Here is a 14,929-nt window from a genome sequence, read left to right as displayed (position 1 = left end):
CAACAGGTCTTCAAGGGGCGTAGGGCTGTGGCGTGCAAAGACAGGGGAAAGGGTAAGTTGAAACCGAGTTATCAGTTGTCGAGAGTTGAAAAACTCAAGACGCTCCGTCGGTCATCCGACGCGAGCATCTCCGTCCCTTCAAGTTGAAGGTCAAAGCGCACGTTGGAGATTGGGTCCGCGCCGTCAACGGATGGTACAGGCAAAGTGCCAGCGTCAAAGATCGCGATGGATGCGCCGTCTGGCAATGTGCTCAGTCGCAACTCTGATCCATAGACATCCGCGCCGCCTTTGCGCAGACACTGGCGCAAGAAACTGGCGCGGCTGTTAGGATCGTCCATCGCAGCGTAGATTTCATCGATTAACTCGCACGCCGCTTCGCCCCCGGGCAACTCGGTCAGCAAGATAGAAGCGACATAGACCCGGATGTCCGCATTGGGGCGAAGCTGCTCAAGCGAAAAGCGATGCTGCCGGAGAGACTTCAGAGTCGTCTTCACCTCCAGCGCAAAGCGTTCGGTCATGAAGTCGTACCGGGCACGGGCGGACGATGACCACGCCCTTGCTGCTGCGCCCACATCTTGAGCGGTGCGGATGATGTGCAACTCACCCCAGAGGCCAACCACGTCTTTCAGATCATCGTTCAGCCGCGTGAAGAGGTCTGCAATCGACAGGATTTGGTCCCGTACCGCTGCTGCTGAGTGATCCGCGCCGGGAACCAGGAACGCTTCTTCCAAGAGGCGAAGGAAGACGCGGATAATGTCGGGATCGTCATTGGCAAGAGAAACCAGCGTGTAGATGCCGGAAAGAGCGCTTCCATCCTGAAGCTGAATATCGCAGGGGCACGCGAAGCGAACCTCGACGGATTTTAGCTTCAGATCAGGCTGGCCATCATCCTCGGCCATCTCGAAGAGCAAATAAGGCTGCCCTTGCGCATCCAGTGAAAGCCAAAGCCCTTGGGCACTATCGATCTTGCTCCCGAAGAGATGCTGGCAAGCATCCGGGAACCGGCGGGCAAGCTCCTGATACGCCTCAAACAGCATCGTCCTCTCGTTCCACCCAAACACGCTCTGCCAGATGCTCGGGAATGTGCACGGCGAGCACGGGCAAGTCTTCCAGGAGCACGCGGTTCTTGGCGGCGTTCTCTAGGTGGTAGCGATGTATCTGGAAGGTGATCGTATCATCGGCCCGGATTTGGCGCGCACCGGGATAGTTGGTGCGCGCGTTGCTACCCTGAAAGAGGTTTCTGATCTTGGGCGGGTCTTTGGTATCGAGACTACGGCGCGCTTCCACGCCCGACCAAGGGCCGGAAAAGGCAAAGACGCTGCACCGCATCTCAGGGTCTTCGCTGGCCAGCTTTTCGAGGCCAACCATGATGGCTGAGTGTTGCAAGCTATCGCTGGGGTTCTTGTAGCGTATTTGCCCGATGAAGGGGATTATCTCGCTGAGCGATATGTCGTCGCTGAACGCCGGAATGGTCTGCTGCTGGTTCCAGCCGTCTTGCTTGTATTCCCAGAAGTCGAACGCGCCGAGCAATTGGTTCACCGCTTCGCGGTTGTCGGCGACGAAGCCGGTATCCTCATAGGGATAGTCGGGGTAAATCCACCCTTCACGCCCCCGCGACTGGTACATGTCGAGCAAGATGACAGAGCGCCGTGTCGGTTGCAGCCTCTGGCTGAGGAACCAGGTGCGCCGCCAGTCTTTCAGGCCGCCACCATCCTTGATGTGCTTGGAAATCGATGAGCGAACTGATTCCTCGTGGGACACATAGTCTTGGAAAGCTTCGATGTTTTCTGTCGTGAGATAGATGCGGCAGAGGCCAAGATAGCGCTTCTTGTAGCCGAAGAAGCGCGCGCGCTGCTGTATATTGTCGGCGTTTCCGATCCCGATGGACCTTGGCATGTAGGAGACCGTCAGGCCTTCCACGGTAAAGCCACGGTCTAGGCCAATCCCGCCGACAAGTATCCAGCTATAGTCACCCTTCCAATCGATGGAGGGTATCTTGGTCTTCTCGCGCGTGTTGAGCTCGGCGATGGCGGTTTCCGACACAGCATCGAAGAGCAGCGCCTCGATCTGATCAAAGCCGTAGTTGACGGCGTAGGTCTCGCTCAACCGCTCGAAGGCAGCGCGAAAACCCGCCAGCAAGTCGTCATGGCCGTGATGATCCGGGTCGTCCAAAATGGCCGCCCATTCATCGCGCGTGTTCCGCGCCCATCTCGCAAACATGAGATGATCCGCCTTGGGGATGGCCGGGTGGATCATCATGGAGCGATTGCCGCCGCCCTGGTCATCTTCTTCACGCAGGCCAATGGCCACGCCGACGAAGAAGTCTTTCAAGGCCTCCAGCATGCTGGCAGGTGGGCTCGCGGGCGGATCGTCCCGGTCCGGCACATCGGTTTGCGGGATGAGTTCGATGTATTTGTCCGGCCCGTCCACAAAGAACTCTTTGCCGCCGACATAGGCGTCGCCGGGAGTCAGCACTGCGCCGAAGTCCGGCGAGAGTGTGTCGATGCGGCTGATCAGAAGCGGCGCTTGCGGCGTGGCGGTGTAGAGAAGATAGCTGTGATGCGGGAAGAGAGAGCGCAACGCGGTGATCCGCGCGTAGGTCGTGCTTTCTTCCTGTTGCAGGGCTTTGGTGTTCATCCCCGCCTGGTCGCCTTCATCATCGATGATAAGCGTGGGCACGTTCGTCAGATCAACCCCGGCGAGCAACGTGGCCAGATGATTGAGATGGCGATGCTCCTTCATGGAAACGATCAGCACGGTGCGCGAGCGGGTGCTCCCTTTGCGCCATTTCGCGAGCTCGCTCTTGACCCGTTCGACCTCGGCACCCTGGAAGCCTTTGTCTCTGGTCGAAAACAGCTTCCAGTTCCGGTTCTTTTCGACCTCCAAGTCCTTCCTGAGACGCTCGAAGGATTGCTCGACCAGGTTATTGGTCGTTCCAGCAAGAAGCAGGACAATCTGGTAGTCATTGTCGTGAGCGAGCGCGGACAAGCTGGTAAAAGAGAGCGTCTTGCCGCTCTGAACATAGCCGATGATCAGCCCGGTGTTGTGATCCCCCGGATTCTTTGGATCAGCGCATTGGCGCATGATCGATAAGGTTTCCGACACAAGCCGGGTCTTCTCAGTCTCGGAAAGCGATGTGTTTGACTGAAGAAGGCGCGTCAGGGCCGGACCTTGCGCCGGGTTCCACTTGCCGGACGTCTGGCGCTCGTGAATCTGGATAATGCCTTCGTCACTCATCGGGGACAGCCCTCGTCACAAGGTTCTTGAGGATTTCATTGGTGTATTGCCGGATTGCTTTGGGGTGATGCGAGGCAAGCTCCGTGGCGATGACTTCTGACAGCGCCATGGTGGCAGCAATATTCAGGACTGCCGCGAAGCCCTCCGAGTCGAGATTGGGAAACTGCGCCATAAATGGATGCAGCATGGCCACGCGGATCAGCACTTCACGCGGATCAGGGTCCGTGATGGCTGGTCTGCTCTGGATGGAAAGCCAATCGCTTTCCCGGTCGGCATAGGACAATTCGAGCTTCACGATCCAAGGCGTCCCCCGGAACAAAAACTCAAACTGAAAATCATCGCGCTCCCCTTCCGCAACCGCGTCGAGTTGCTCCCCAACATCGGGAAGGTTCTCGTCCGGCGATGGCTCAGGGCTCGGTGATACAACGCTGGGAAACGCCGGTTGCGATGCAATCAAGGCTCTGTGATCGAACTGCTTGGCCACGGCGGGCGCTGCACTGCGGGCAACCTTACGCGCGTTTCGAGCATCGTCCAATGCGCGATAGTTATTCGTTTGTCGTATAATGGGCAGGTCGTCTGATCTAAGGATTTTGTGCAGTTTCTTAAGGAATTCGTCTTCTGCCTCGCCCCATTGGACTCCGTCCTTGGTGTGTGAGACATTGAATCCCTTGAGGTGTATCTCCCCAAATACTCTCTGTGACTCATAGCTATTGGATCGTTTGAAGATATCTGGCGGTCGGTACGGTTCATCAGCGCTGCCGAATACAAGTCGCTGCCGTCGAAATAATGCGAGTCCAGCAAGCCGAGTATCTGCCTTTTCACGGATCGCAACAAATCCAGTCGCTGATTTGCCTGGGCCAAGATCAATGTCAATTTCCCGACGCCAAGAGATTTTTGGGCCGGTCGGCTTGTATGGTTCCTCAAAATAGGGTGCTACCAGTATTTTGGGTTCCTCAAATGTCAGTCGCTCACCGTCAACGCAGAGCTCCAGCGCGCCGGAGCGCAGGAAGATGCGATAGATGCTGGCCAAATGCTCCTTGATCTTGCCGATGGTCCGGCCTTTCGGAAAGCGACGAATGTCCTCCAGCCGGATTTCCGTATAGTGCTTGTCCTCGGACGCAACCGAAGTGACGACATTTAACTCTTCGATGCTGTCATGGACGATGCGTTCGATATCGAAGAAGACAGTGCGCTCGTCTCTTTCGCCAAGCGCGCTGGAGCGGACGCTCCATTTCGGCGCGAACCAGCATGCCGCGCTCTTCATCCCCATGCCGAACTCGGACAGGCCCGTTGCATCGGGCGGGATTTCGGCAGGCCGGAAGGCGCGCTGATAGTCGGATGAGGCAATTCCGGCAGCGTTGTCGAAAATCACGATCCGGCTGTCGTCCGCATCGAAGGTGATATCGACCCGCAGAACGTAGGAACCGCCCGAGGCGGCCTCCAAGTCCTTTCGGCGCGAGATACTGCTCTGGATCGAGTTATCAACGAACTCGGCCAAGGCGTACCACGCCTTATAGTTAAGGTGCGGGAGCACCGAAAGGACGTTTACACCGGGCCGGATATTGACCGTGTTCAATCGGCTCATATTACTCTGCGGCAACGGCCCGCTGTGCGGACTCCGCTGCATCTTCTCTGGTGACAAGGGCGGCGAAGATGCGCTTCACAACTTCAACATTAACGGCATTGCCAAAGGCTTTGTAGGCACCGTTCTTGGTGCTCGGCAAATGGGTGAGTTCAAGACTTTGCAGGCGGCTGCACTCGCGTGGCGTCATATAGCGCCGCTCCCATCCAATGATGGGAACCTGACTTGTTGTCATAGCAATGAGTGAGGGGGCAGTATCGGCCTTTTTGATGCGAATGCCGCTCGCCCGGAATTGGATGACATGTTTCCAGATATCTCGCACGCCGCCTTTCGTGTTCCATTCCAGCTTTTGGAAGCTCGGCGGGAAGGATTTTATCTGGTCAATCCAAGGATCAATGATTGATTTGTGCCCAGCATAGAAGGCGCGGTTCTTTTCGATGAAATCTATCTTCCATGCCGGAAATCGCTCCAGCTTAGTGCGCGCATACCCTGGAAGCGCAGCTTCAGTTTCTTCGGGCGACAAACCTTTCAAGGATTGCCCGAACGCGCCTTTATGGCGGCCCAGCCGTCGATATCCGCGCTCATACGGGGTGAGGCCATCAAGGGGATAGTCTGCGCCAAATTCCATTGCCCAGATAGGGAATGACGGAAGTTCCGTATTCTTCGGGAAAGCCGCCACGAATTCCTGCCAGATCGACAGATAATGGACATGGTTTGGGCTCAAATGAAGAGCATCATCCGGGTCTTCGTCCAAGACGGATGCAATAGATAGTTGTGCCCCGTCTTCCGGCATCGGCCAGGAAAAGCCGCCAAGCCCTTCGCGGTCGCCAATGATGAAGGCCCGCTCGCGCTTTTGCGGCACGCCGAACATGTGCGGGGACAAGCGCGCAAAATCGACATCATAGTCGAGCGCGCGTAGCCGGGTACAGATATTTTGCCACGTCCTGCCGCCGTCATGGCGGACAAGGTTTGGCACATTTTCGATGATGAAAAAGCGCGGCTCCTTCACACGTAAAATGTCGATCACGTAATCGATGAGGTCGCCCCATTGGGGGCATTGCAGGCCTTTCTGCTCGCCAGCCTTGGAAAACGGCTGGCAGGGAAAGCCTGCGCACAGGACATCATGATCTGGGATCGAGGGAATATCGACGCTTCGGATATCGCCGTGGGGCTTTGTGCCGTAGTTCTTCTCGTACAAAGCGGCCAAATCGCCGTTGATCTCCGAGGCGAACACGCACTCCCCGCCCGACGCGCTCAGCGCCTGATGAAATCCGCCCAGACCGGCGAAAAGATCGATGAATTTCATCTGTGCCAAGGCTATTGGGCTCGTGATCTAAGCGTTTCGGTTGGGCGTTGGCAGTGTCCTTGAAGGGCCAAGCGTTAGTCTGACACACGATATAGACGCTCTCGACAACGTCAACGCAAAACCTGCCAATTTGAACTGGAGGCCATAATTTTCTTTGTGACTACCGGTTTTCCTTCTCATCACCCGGGATCTCATCCGTGAACCAACGCCCCTTCTGCACCCGCTTGCCCAGTGTCTCCACAAACCCATCAAACCGTTCGCGCCCTTTGGCCTGTGCCGCGGCCTGCTGCTCCGGCGCGACCGGCGGGGTGATGGTGAGCCAGAAGCGGACGAAGAGGGCGAGGGTCTCGGTTGTGATCCGCTGATCGCGTTCGAGACGGGCGACATGCCGTGAGAGGCGGTCGAGGCGGCGCGTCAGGGCGGCCTCCTGCATGTCGGCATGATCGGGGGACAGAAAGGATTCGACCGCTGCCTCCACGATAGCGGAGCGGGTCACCCGTTTCCGGTCAGCGATGTCGTTGATCCGCCCGATCAACTCGGCTGGCAGGGAGAGGTGGAGACGGTCGCGCATGGGTCAGTCCTCAAAGATCGATACCGTCATTGCGGTCCATCGAGGCCTGACGGGCCACCTGTCCCATCTGCTTGCGCAGGGCTTGCCTTTGCCGCGCGGCCTCCTCCGGATCATCATCGAGCATCATCTCGAATTCGCGCGCGGGTTCCTTCGGCGTTTCCCGGGATGCAGCCACATGCTCGGGCAAGTCCGGCTCCCGGCGAAGGCCGGCGTTCGTGTCATCGGCGTTGGTCGACGTCGCGGATGCGCCCGCCGGAGTATCGGCTTCGATGGTCGGAAGCGATGACCATGGATCATCCTGCATCATCGGCATGCCTTGCTCCGGTTCTGGCGGCGCAACCACACGATCGACAAACCGCCTGTCCTCAAAATACCGCGCCTTCTTCGCGCGGATCGGCGGCGCCCCCGCGACCATGACGATCTCGTCGTCGGGCGGCAGCTGCATGATCTCGCCCGGCGTCAGGAGCTGGCGCGCAGTTTCGGAGCGGGACACCATGAGGTGGCCCAACCAGGGCGCCAGACGGTGCCCGGCGTAGTTGCGCATCGCCTTCATCTCCGTCGCCGTGCCGAGGGCATCCGACACGCGCTTGGCAGTCCGTTCGTCGTTGGTGGCGAAGCTCACGCGGACATGGCAGTTGTCGAGGATCGCGTTGTTCTGGCCATAGGCCTTCTCGATCTGGTTGAGGGATTGCGCGATCAGGAAGCTCTTGATCCCGTAGCCCGCCATGAAGGCCAGCGCACTTTCGAAGAAGTCGAGCCGACCGAGCGCCGGGAATTCATCGAGCATCATCAGCACACGATGGCGGCGGCGCGTGTCTTTCAAGTCTTCGGTCAGGCGGCGGCCGATCTGGTTCAGCACAAGCCGGATCAGCGGCTTGGTGCGGGAGATGTCTGAGGGCGGCACCACGAGGTAGAGGGTCGTCGGTTGCTCCGCCCCGATCAGGTCGTCGATCCGCCAGTCGCAACGCCTTGTCACATGTGCGACGACGGGGTCGCGGTAGAGGCCGAGGAAGGACATGGCCGTCGACAGAACGCCCGAGCGTTCGTTGTCGGACTTGTTCAGAAGCTCCCGCGCCGTGGAGGCGATGACAGGATGCGGGCCGGCTTCTCCCAGGTGGCACGCTGCCATCATGGCCTCGAGGGTCTGCTCGATCGGGCGGCGCGGGTCGGACAGGAAGGCGGCGACGCCTGCGAGGGTCTTGTCTCGTTCGGCGTAGAGCACATGCAGGATCGCGCCGACCAGCAGCGAGTGCGAGGTCTTTTCCCAATGGTTGCGTTTCTCCAGAGAGCCTTCGGGATCGACCAGCACATCGGCCACGTTCTGGACGTCGCGCACCTCCCACTCACCCCGACGGACTTCGAGCAGCGGGTTGTAGGCGGCCGAGGTCATGCTGGTCGGATCGAAGCGCAGCACCCGGCCATGGCGCGCGCGGAACCCGGCCGTCAGGTCCCAGTTCTCGCCCTTGATGTCATGGACGATGGCGGAGCCCGGCCAGGTCAGAAGCGAGGGGACGACAAGGCCAACCCCCTTGCCCGACCGGGTTGGCGCGAAGCAGAGCACATGCTCCGGCCCGTCATGGCGGAGGTAGTCGTGATCCAGCTTGCCCAGCACGACGCCATCGGAGCCGAGCAGCCCGGCGGCTTCCACCTCGGCCCTCTTCGCCCAGCGGGCCGAGCCATAGGTGTCGACATCGGCGGCCTCGCGCGCCCGGATCACGGACATGGTGATGGCAACGGCGATGGAGATGAACCCGCCCGAGGCCGCGATCGCGCCGCCCTCCCAGAAGACCGTGCGCGCATAGGCGTCGTAGAAATACCACCACCAGAAGAAGGCGGGCGGCGGGTAGATCGGCATGCCGAAGGCTTCGAACCATGGGCTGCCGAGCTGCGCCTGAAATCCCAGCCGCCAGGCGACCCATTGCGTCGCGCCCCAGGTCGTGGTGAGGACGATCAGGAAGACGGCGAGGATCTGGCCCCAGAGGATTTTCGTGGCGGTCATAGTCAAGGTCCTTTCGTCAGATGCCGAGCCCGCGCTTGCGCCCGAGTGTCCAGTCGATGCCGCCCCCGCTGCGCGCGATGCCGGTGATGTGCTGGCCAAGGCGGGGTTCGATTTCGCGGGACCAGGGGACGAGTTGGAAACTGCGCCCGCCGTCCGGGCCGATGCCTTCGATTATCGCGTACCGGCCGGAGGACAGGCGCAACTGGCGGGTGTAGGTGCCGGTCACATGCTCGCCGGACTTTGCGGTGCGATGTGACAGGCCTGTTTCGGCCTCGAGCCTCTGGCCCGTAGCGTCAAGTTCGCGACGCCGCAGGGTGGTAAGAAGATTGCGCTGGAGGATGATCCGCGGTCCCTGTCTTTGGCCCAGCCCCGCGTCCGCCAGATGCTCGGCGCGGGCATCGATCGCCTCCCGCACCTCTGCCCCGAACCCGCCCATTGCAAGCGGCATGCGGGAACGTTCGACCAACCTGTGATCGAGCCAGGTCGCGCCCGGTGCGGTGACCTGGCTTTGCAAGTCGAGATCGGAGCGGTTGGCCAGGACAAGCGTTGGACGCGGATCGTCCGGACCGCCGAAGCGCCGCACCTCGACGATGCCGCCCGGCGCGGGCGCGTGGTCGAACGCGTCGAGGCCCCGAAACCGGACATGATGCGCGCGTCCGTCCGTGCCGTCGATCACGGCATAGGCGGTGCCGGACTGCTCGTCATGCAATCCGGTCTCGACCAGTCGTCCGATGATCGGGTCCCCAGCTCCACCTCCGTCGATGGCGAAGTCCGAGAAGCCGCGGTCCTGCCCCCGCTCGGCGAAGGCGCGGTGCATCGTTTTGATGATGTCACCGCGTTCGCCCAGATCGCGGAGCGTGCGTTCCGCCTCGAGCCCCAGCATCCATTCGCCGGGGCGGCCTTCCGAGGCCAGACCGAGTTTCCGAAGATGCTGAAGGCGGCCGACCATCAACCGCCGGATTTGCGGGTCTTTGGGACCGGTCGCGGAGGGGCGCAGATCCAGCAATCCGAGATCGTCGGCATGATAGCGCAACTCCCGGTCGAGGCGCGTCCAGCGCTCGGCCGTCAACTCCCGTTCCAGCGCATGCTGGACTTCATGCTCCGGCTTAGGTCCGAGTTCCAGCGCGACCAGATCCTCGGCACGGGACCGCAGCCCACTGCTGATGTAGTCGCGCGCGATGACGAGATCGCCGCCACGATCATCCACGCCGCGCACGATCAGATGCACATGGGGGTTGTCGGTGTTCCAGTGATCAACGGCGACCCAATCCAGACGCGTTCCGAGATCGGCCTCCATCCCGCGCGCGAGATCGCGGGTAAAGCCGCGCAGGTCCTCCATCTCTGCGGCATCCTCGGGCGAGATGATGAAACGGAAATGGTGCCGATCATCCTCACATCGAGCCGCGAAGTCCGATCCGTCCAGACCGTCGGTTTCGGCATCGAAGAGCAGGCCCTTCTCCCCGTCCCGGCTGACCCCGTCGCGACGCAGATAGGCGAGATGTGTCGATAGCGGAGCCGCGCGATAGGCTCGGCCCTTGTGACGGGCAATGCGAGCAGCAACCATGACCCGGCGCGATGACGAAAAAAGCCGCGATCTGCCAAATCGGCTTTGCCCGCGCCCGAAGTTGGAATGGCTTCGCTGCTTGCCGCTTGGCCGCGTCGAAACGTGACCTGCTTTGTTGGCCGCCCTCAGCACCTGGTCGACGAAGGCTTTCGGACGCGGGGCACGCGTGCTGCGGGGCTTTCCGGGCCTGATGCGGAAATCGTGTTCGGATTCGGTCATGCGAAGACCCTCCCGCTGCTCGGAAAGCCACTGTGCATACCGGAGCATTGAAATCGCAGGAAAAACCCCGGAAACCTGCACACGACCGACCGCCATGCACGCGAAAACGCCAGTCCTGTCAGGGACTTGCGGCATTCGTGGCATGCCCTTTTATCTTGCCCATCTCCCTTCCCGCCCGTTGTCCGAGCACGCCCTTCCGCCGCCTCTGCGACACGGCCCGCCAGAGCCCGCAAAACCGCGATCACACTCATGGCCGTGTCTCCGGGCCGGGCCGGACAACGAAAATGCCGGGATTGGGGTCGACTGGATCCGTGTCGCCCGCCGTTCGATCTGCATCCGGGCTGCCGCCATTTTGTTGTGGATGCTCCGCCGATCTGTCGGTGAACAGCGCCGCCTCGCGCCAATCGGCGACGGATGCGCGGTTCGGGAGCGGGGCCGTGCCGTCGAGGCGCGGGGCCAGCATCGCGACATAGGCGCGGGTTTCGGCGGGCAGCGGACGGCCCTCCGAGAGGTATGCGTCGTACCGCCCCGGCCCGGCATTGTAGGCGGCGAGCATGCCGCCAACGGTGCCATAGCGATCGAGCATGGCGCGCAGATAGGCCGTGCCCGCGAGGATGTTATCGCGCGGCCCGAAGGGATCAGCGCCGAGACCGTGGTCCTGCCGCAGGGCGGCCCATGTTCCGGGCATGACCTGCATCAACCCCATGGCCCCGGCATGGCTGACCGCGCGCGGATCGCCCGCGCTTTCGGCCTGTATCACGGCACGGATCCAGTGCTCCGGGATCGCGAAGCGCGCAGAGGCTTCGGCGATTGCAACCGCATGAGGATCGCGCATCGGATCGCGTAGGACGGTCGGTGCTTCGGCGAGAGCCTGACCGCTGACTGGCCCCGTCGCGGCAAGGCCGGAAAGAAGGAAGACGGCGCAGATTTGCACGATGCGGGGTCGCTCGACCGCGATCCCCCTGCTGCGTTTGCGGAAGATCAGTGTCATCGCTCACGCCGCCCCGTTGCGCTTCGGCGGACGGGTCCATTGCAGCGACCAAACCGAACTTTCACCGTTGCAAAAGAGGTTGGCGCGGATCGGCTGCGCCAGCATCGGGTCGTCGATCAGAACCGAGAAATATTCCCCAGCCTTCTCCCCGGTGCGCGCCCAGGCGGCCCCGATTTCGCGGGCGAGGTCCCCATCGCCATGGAAGAGGCGGTAATCCGGGCCGTTCTCGGCCTCGGTCGCCTCGGCCTTGGTCAGCGACATCTCGAGGTCGAGCGTCAGTGTTCGGACATACCCGGCAAAGCCGGATTTCGTGCGGGTGAATTCACCGATCTGGGGCATGGAAGGCCTCCTTTCTGTTGTTGTGCGGTGTGGGATCCGGATGCGCCGACCCTGCGATGGCACCGTCGGATACGATCCAAAGCGGCGTTAGCCGGGCGGTAATCGCGGTGCGTGGCAAAAGCCCGAAATATCGCCCGTCCAGACTGTCGGGCGCATCCGGATTCATGAGGAAGACTTCGCGAGCGCCGAGCCGGTGGCAGCCCTCCCAGATGGGCAAATCGCGGCCGTTGCGGTCCTGCGCATGGGCACGGCCAAGATGGCGATTGTTGATGGTGATCCTGTCGCCCGAGCGGCAAACCAACGCGCCCTCAAGCGCCATGACATGCTTGAGCAACGGGATGCCGCGCGGCAGGTAGGCCCGCGTTTCAAGGAAATCCGCTAGCGCCAGTGGCGGCTGAACGGCCACCAGATCACCGATGGCAATTTGATCGGCGGGATGCAGGCGGTAGAGCCCGATCGGGACACTTGCGCTGGCATTCCACAGCAGTCGGGGCGACCATGCCGCGACAGCGGGAAGGACGGTCAGGGTGACCGACAGAGCTGTCGCCCAGACGATGATGCGCCGCGCATTCATAGCCAGAGGCTCCGCCGCTTGAGCCAGGCCCGGTGCTGCAAGGGCGTATAGAGATGGGCCGGTTGCGCGGTGGCCAGGCGATTGTGCAGGTGTCGCCAGTAGTCCGGCGAGGCATCTGCCGGATCGATACCGAGCGCCTCGATGGCGTCGACGGTCTGCAACACACGCTCGACCTTGGGCCAGCCATGGGTGGAGAGCAGCAAGTTCCCTCCGGGCCGCAGATAAGGCAGCGTTTGCATCGGGGTTCCGGGCCTTGCATCCCGCAGGATGTCGAAGCGCGACAACACTGTGCCATAGGTGTTTGCCGCCCAGCGATTGACCCCGAAGATGGCACCCGGCGCGAAGCCGAAGCGGCGGCGGTGAGGATCAAGGCGTTCTTCGCAGACCGGATCACCGAACCGAATCCACTGCTCGACCCGGCCTTCCTTCCACGTCAGTTCGACAAAGGTTAGGTCAGGATCGCGTCCATCTGTTTGCGCATCAAACTGGCGCGGTTGGGAGCGGACCGGGCTCATGTCTTCGCCCCCCTCGGCACGCCGAGAGGCAGCTCAGGCACGTCCTCGCATGGGCCGGTTTTGAGGGGCTGAAAGCGTGCGCCCGCGGACTTGCCCCCAGCGAGCTGCGCGCAACAAGAGTTAGATTCTTTGTTAGACTCAAAGTTAAGGCCGCGAATTCTGCCGTCTTTTGAAAAGGATGGACCCGGTTCGGGTTCCCGATAGCACGAGGGTCCGGTTCCCGATGGCACGATACCGGGGGTTCCCGATAGCACGAGCCCATCCACAGCTTGTCCACAGGGCTCGAATGCGAGCAGTCGCCGCCCCCGCGCCTCGATCTCGAGCGCCAGGCGATAGCCCGGCAATGGCTGGCGGCGGATGATGTCCCGCAGCTCGAAGGCAAAACGTTTGAAGGGTGACAGGCTGCCGGATTTGACGTGGAGATGTCGGAACTCGAACCGCCACCCTGCCCTTTGGCGGCCACCATGCTTGCGCACGAGGCGATAGAGCCAGCGATCGAGGCCACCCGTCAGGGCGAAGTACGCGCGGTCGATGGTGAGGATCAGCGCGTCATCGAGGACCGCCCGGTAGAACCAGTCCGGCACGATCAACTCGATCCCGTCGGGGCGTCCGCTGGCGTCGGTCCGCTCTTGCCACTCGTTAATCCAGGAGAACCGGTGGCGACGTCCTTCGGTGGGCTGGCGGATCGAGGTACAGACCGTCGTCGATTGCAACCGGTCCAGCGCGGCCTTCAACCGATGATAATCGCGGGCCGAAGTGCCCCGACCGATGAAGGTGAGAATTTGGTAAGGCGTCGCCGCCATGAGCCGCGATGTGCGAAGCCCGGCGTCGCGCGCCTCGACGATCTGACTGGCCGCCCAGATCAGGATATCGGCGTCCCAGATCGTGGCCATCCCATGATCGGCCACGGCCTCGACGCGGATTTCGACACCGCCCGCTGCGAACTCGATGGGTCGGGTGCGATGGCTCTTGGACAAGGAAAAGAACGGATAGGACATGAGGTCCTGCGCGTCCCGCACGGCGAACTCGCCCGGTAGGGCGTGAAACAGATCGAGCTGGCCACGTTCTGACGCAATGCGGGACATCTTGGACGCCTCGACCGGATCAGCGGAAGGCCCGGCCCGCAGGCGGGCTCGCGGTCAGCACATGGCGTTTGGCAGGCAGCACGCGGCCCCCGCGCGGGTCGGATGTCGAGGTGACGGCACCGCGCTGGACCCAGGCTTCGAGGTCATCAATTGAATACACGACGCGACCGCCGAGCTTGTGATAGGCCGGACCGGTGCCATAGGTGCGGTGCTTTTCGAGCGTACGCGCCGACAGGCTGAGAAACTGCGCGGCCTCCTTGGTGCGCAAATAGCGCGGCGGCAGGGGAGCGTGATCGGGTCGCATGGAAAGCCTCCGTGGGGTCCGTGAGGCCGCCGGACAGTGGCGGCTGATTGGGGCCACGATGGCGAAGTGCGACGGGTGGGATGGAGTGCGAAGATGGGGGTGCGGAAATCGCACAGCAAACGGTGTGCTCAAGAAAATGGCAGAAATGCTGGGAGGAGCGGTGTAGTAATTGACTTGGACAGAAGCCGGACTTGTGCCGACTGTCCTCAGATAAATGTGACGAAGGTTTGTAGTTGCAGGCGCCGTCGGGTCGGCCTGAATGCAGCAGTTCGACACGTCCAACCGAAAGACCGCGAAGCGGGCTGGCCGGTCAAGTCGTAGGTCAGCACCTGTATATTGGGTTTGGGCCGCGGTGAAATTCCTGACATCAGGTCAATGCAGGTATTCCATTTAAGTACGCTCACCGCGACGCGAAGAAAAAACCTAAACCAAAGGAATAACACATGATACTCTCTATCCGAGCAGCATGAGGTTCCGGCACAACCGGCCTCAAACGACAGGAGACAGCCACTGCCGCAAGTGCTTCCAGACGATCTGGTCAAGATAGTTTCGGGCGATCCGGAAGAGTTGGGCGTTCATCTCCAGCTTGTTCAACGGGACGTGCTATTGAAAGACTGCGTGGCCCGTCTTCACTGTCATTGCC

At 61.4% G+C, this 14,929-nt stretch carries 13 protein-coding genes; all 13 read right to left on the bottom strand.

Annotation, left to right across the window (positions count from 1 at the left end):
- Positions 1–71: 71 nt before the first annotated feature.
- Positions 72–1,037, bottom strand: a complete 966-nt coding sequence (locus K3551_RS12330; protein WP_259913555.1) for a PD-(D/E)XK motif protein — start codon at positions 1,035–1,037, stop codon at positions 72–74.
- Positions 1,027–3,237, bottom strand: a complete 2,211-nt coding sequence (locus tag K3551_RS12325; RefSeq protein WP_259913552.1) for a Z1 domain-containing protein — start codon at positions 3,235–3,237, stop codon at positions 1,027–1,029. Before K3551_RS12325 ends, K3551_RS12330 begins: the two co-directional genes overlap by 11 nt.
- Positions 3,230–4,822 carry an ATP-binding protein gene (locus tag K3551_RS12320; protein ID WP_259913550.1) on the bottom strand — a complete coding sequence of 531 codons (1,593 nt, stop codon included), beginning with the start codon at positions 4,820–4,822 and terminating at the stop codon, positions 3,230–3,232. Before K3551_RS12320 ends, K3551_RS12325 begins: the two co-directional genes overlap by 8 nt.
- A gap of 1 nt (position 4,823) precedes the next feature.
- Complete coding sequence (locus K3551_RS12315) at positions 4,824–6,125, bottom strand: DNA cytosine methyltransferase (RefSeq protein ID WP_259913547.1); 1,302 nt, start codon at positions 6,123–6,125, stop codon at positions 4,824–4,826.
- Positions 6,126–6,285: 160 nt separating this feature from the next.
- On the bottom strand, positions 6,286–6,696 hold the full coding sequence (locus tag K3551_RS12310) for a CopG family transcriptional regulator (RefSeq protein ID WP_259913545.1): 411 nt from the start codon (positions 6,694–6,696) through the stop codon (positions 6,286–6,288).
- A 10-nt stretch (positions 6,697–6,706) separates the two neighbouring features.
- The gene (locus tag K3551_RS12305; RefSeq protein WP_259913544.1) at positions 6,707–8,695 is read right to left on the bottom strand and encodes a conjugal transfer protein TraG; all 1,989 of its coding nucleotides are present in this window, start codon (positions 8,693–8,695) and stop codon (positions 6,707–6,709) included.
- Positions 8,696–8,711: 16 nt separating this feature from the next.
- On the bottom strand, positions 8,712–10,034 hold the full coding sequence (locus K3551_RS12300) for a DUF3363 domain-containing protein (protein ID WP_311199730.1): 1,323 nt from the start codon (positions 10,032–10,034) through the stop codon (positions 8,712–8,714).
- A gap of 691 nt (positions 10,035–10,725) precedes the next feature.
- Positions 10,726–11,469, bottom strand: coding sequence for a lytic transglycosylase domain-containing protein (locus K3551_RS12295; RefSeq protein ID WP_259913540.1), 744 nt, complete (start codon positions 11,467–11,469; stop codon positions 10,726–10,728).
- A 3-nt stretch (positions 11,470–11,472) separates the two neighbouring features.
- Positions 11,473–11,808 carry a DUF736 domain-containing protein gene (locus tag K3551_RS12290; RefSeq protein ID WP_259913537.1) on the bottom strand — a complete coding sequence of 112 codons (336 nt, stop codon included), beginning with the start codon at positions 11,806–11,808 and terminating at the stop codon, positions 11,473–11,475.
- The gene (locus tag K3551_RS12285) at positions 11,792–12,382 is read right to left on the bottom strand and encodes a S26 family signal peptidase (protein WP_259913535.1); all 591 of its coding nucleotides are present in this window, start codon (positions 12,380–12,382) and stop codon (positions 11,792–11,794) included. The genes K3551_RS12290 and K3551_RS12285 overlap by 17 nt, the downstream gene beginning before the upstream one ends.
- On the bottom strand, positions 12,379–12,897 hold the full coding sequence (locus tag K3551_RS12280) for a DUF2840 domain-containing protein (RefSeq protein WP_259913532.1): 519 nt from the start codon (positions 12,895–12,897) through the stop codon (positions 12,379–12,381). The genes K3551_RS12285 and K3551_RS12280 overlap by 4 nt, the downstream gene beginning before the upstream one ends.
- Positions 12,894–13,982 (bottom strand): replication initiator protein A, encoded by a 1,089-nt coding sequence (locus tag K3551_RS12275; protein ID WP_259913529.1) that lies wholly within the window; start codon positions 13,980–13,982, stop codon positions 12,894–12,896. The genes K3551_RS12280 and K3551_RS12275 overlap by 4 nt, the downstream gene beginning before the upstream one ends.
- 19 nt (positions 13,983–14,001) lie before the next feature.
- Positions 14,002–14,286 (bottom strand): AlpA family transcriptional regulator, encoded by a 285-nt coding sequence (locus K3551_RS12270; RefSeq protein WP_259913522.1) that lies wholly within the window; start codon positions 14,284–14,286, stop codon positions 14,002–14,004.
- Positions 14,287–14,929: the final 643 nt, after the last annotated feature.

The organism is Jannaschia sp. M317, assembly GCF_025141175.1.
GTDB lineage: Bacteria > Pseudomonadota > Alphaproteobacteria > Rhodobacterales > Rhodobacteraceae > Jannaschia.
The sequence above is the reverse complement of the archived record's forward strand: the minus strand, read 5'-3'. Positions and strand labels throughout refer to the sequence as shown.

Coding starts and splice junctions, on each gene's coding strand:
- K3551_RS12320 (WP_259913550.1), bottom strand. CDS start 4,822: ATGAGCCGATTGAACACGGTCAATATCCGGCCCGGTGTAAACGTCCTT.
- K3551_RS12300 (WP_311199730.1), bottom strand. CDS start 10,034: ATGGAGGACCTGCGCGGCTTTACCCGCGATCTCGCGCGCGGGATGGAG.
- K3551_RS12325 (WP_259913552.1), bottom strand. CDS start 3,237: ATGAGTGACGAAGGCATTATCCAGATTCACGAGCGCCAGACGTCCGGC.
- K3551_RS12310 (WP_259913545.1), bottom strand. CDS start 6,696: ATGCGCGACCGTCTCCACCTCTCCCTGCCAGCCGAGTTGATCGGGCGG.
- K3551_RS12330 (WP_259913555.1), bottom strand. CDS start 1,037: ATGCTGTTTGAGGCGTATCAGGAGCTTGCCCGCCGGTTCCCGGATGCT.
- K3551_RS12270 (WP_259913522.1), bottom strand. CDS start 14,286: ATGCGACCCGATCACGCTCCCCTGCCGCCGCGCTATTTGCGCACCAAG.
- K3551_RS12290 (WP_259913537.1), bottom strand. CDS start 11,808: ATGCCCCAGATCGGTGAATTCACCCGCACGAAATCCGGCTTTGCCGGG.
- K3551_RS12305 (WP_259913544.1), bottom strand. CDS start 8,695: ATGACCGCCACGAAAATCCTCTGGGGCCAGATCCTCGCCGTCTTCCTG.
- K3551_RS12280 (WP_259913532.1), bottom strand. CDS start 12,897: ATGAGCCCGGTCCGCTCCCAACCGCGCCAGTTTGATGCGCAAACAGAT.
- K3551_RS12315 (WP_259913547.1), bottom strand. CDS start 6,125: ATGAAATTCATCGATCTTTTCGCCGGTCTGGGCGGATTTCATCAGGCG.
- K3551_RS12275 (WP_259913529.1), bottom strand. CDS start 13,982: ATGTCCCGCATTGCGTCAGAACGTGGCCAGCTCGATCTGTTTCACGCC.
- K3551_RS12295 (WP_259913540.1), bottom strand. CDS start 11,469: ATGACACTGATCTTCCGCAAACGCAGCAGGGGGATCGCGGTCGAGCGA.
- K3551_RS12285 (WP_259913535.1), bottom strand. CDS start 12,382: ATGAATGCGCGGCGCATCATCGTCTGGGCGACAGCTCTGTCGGTCACC.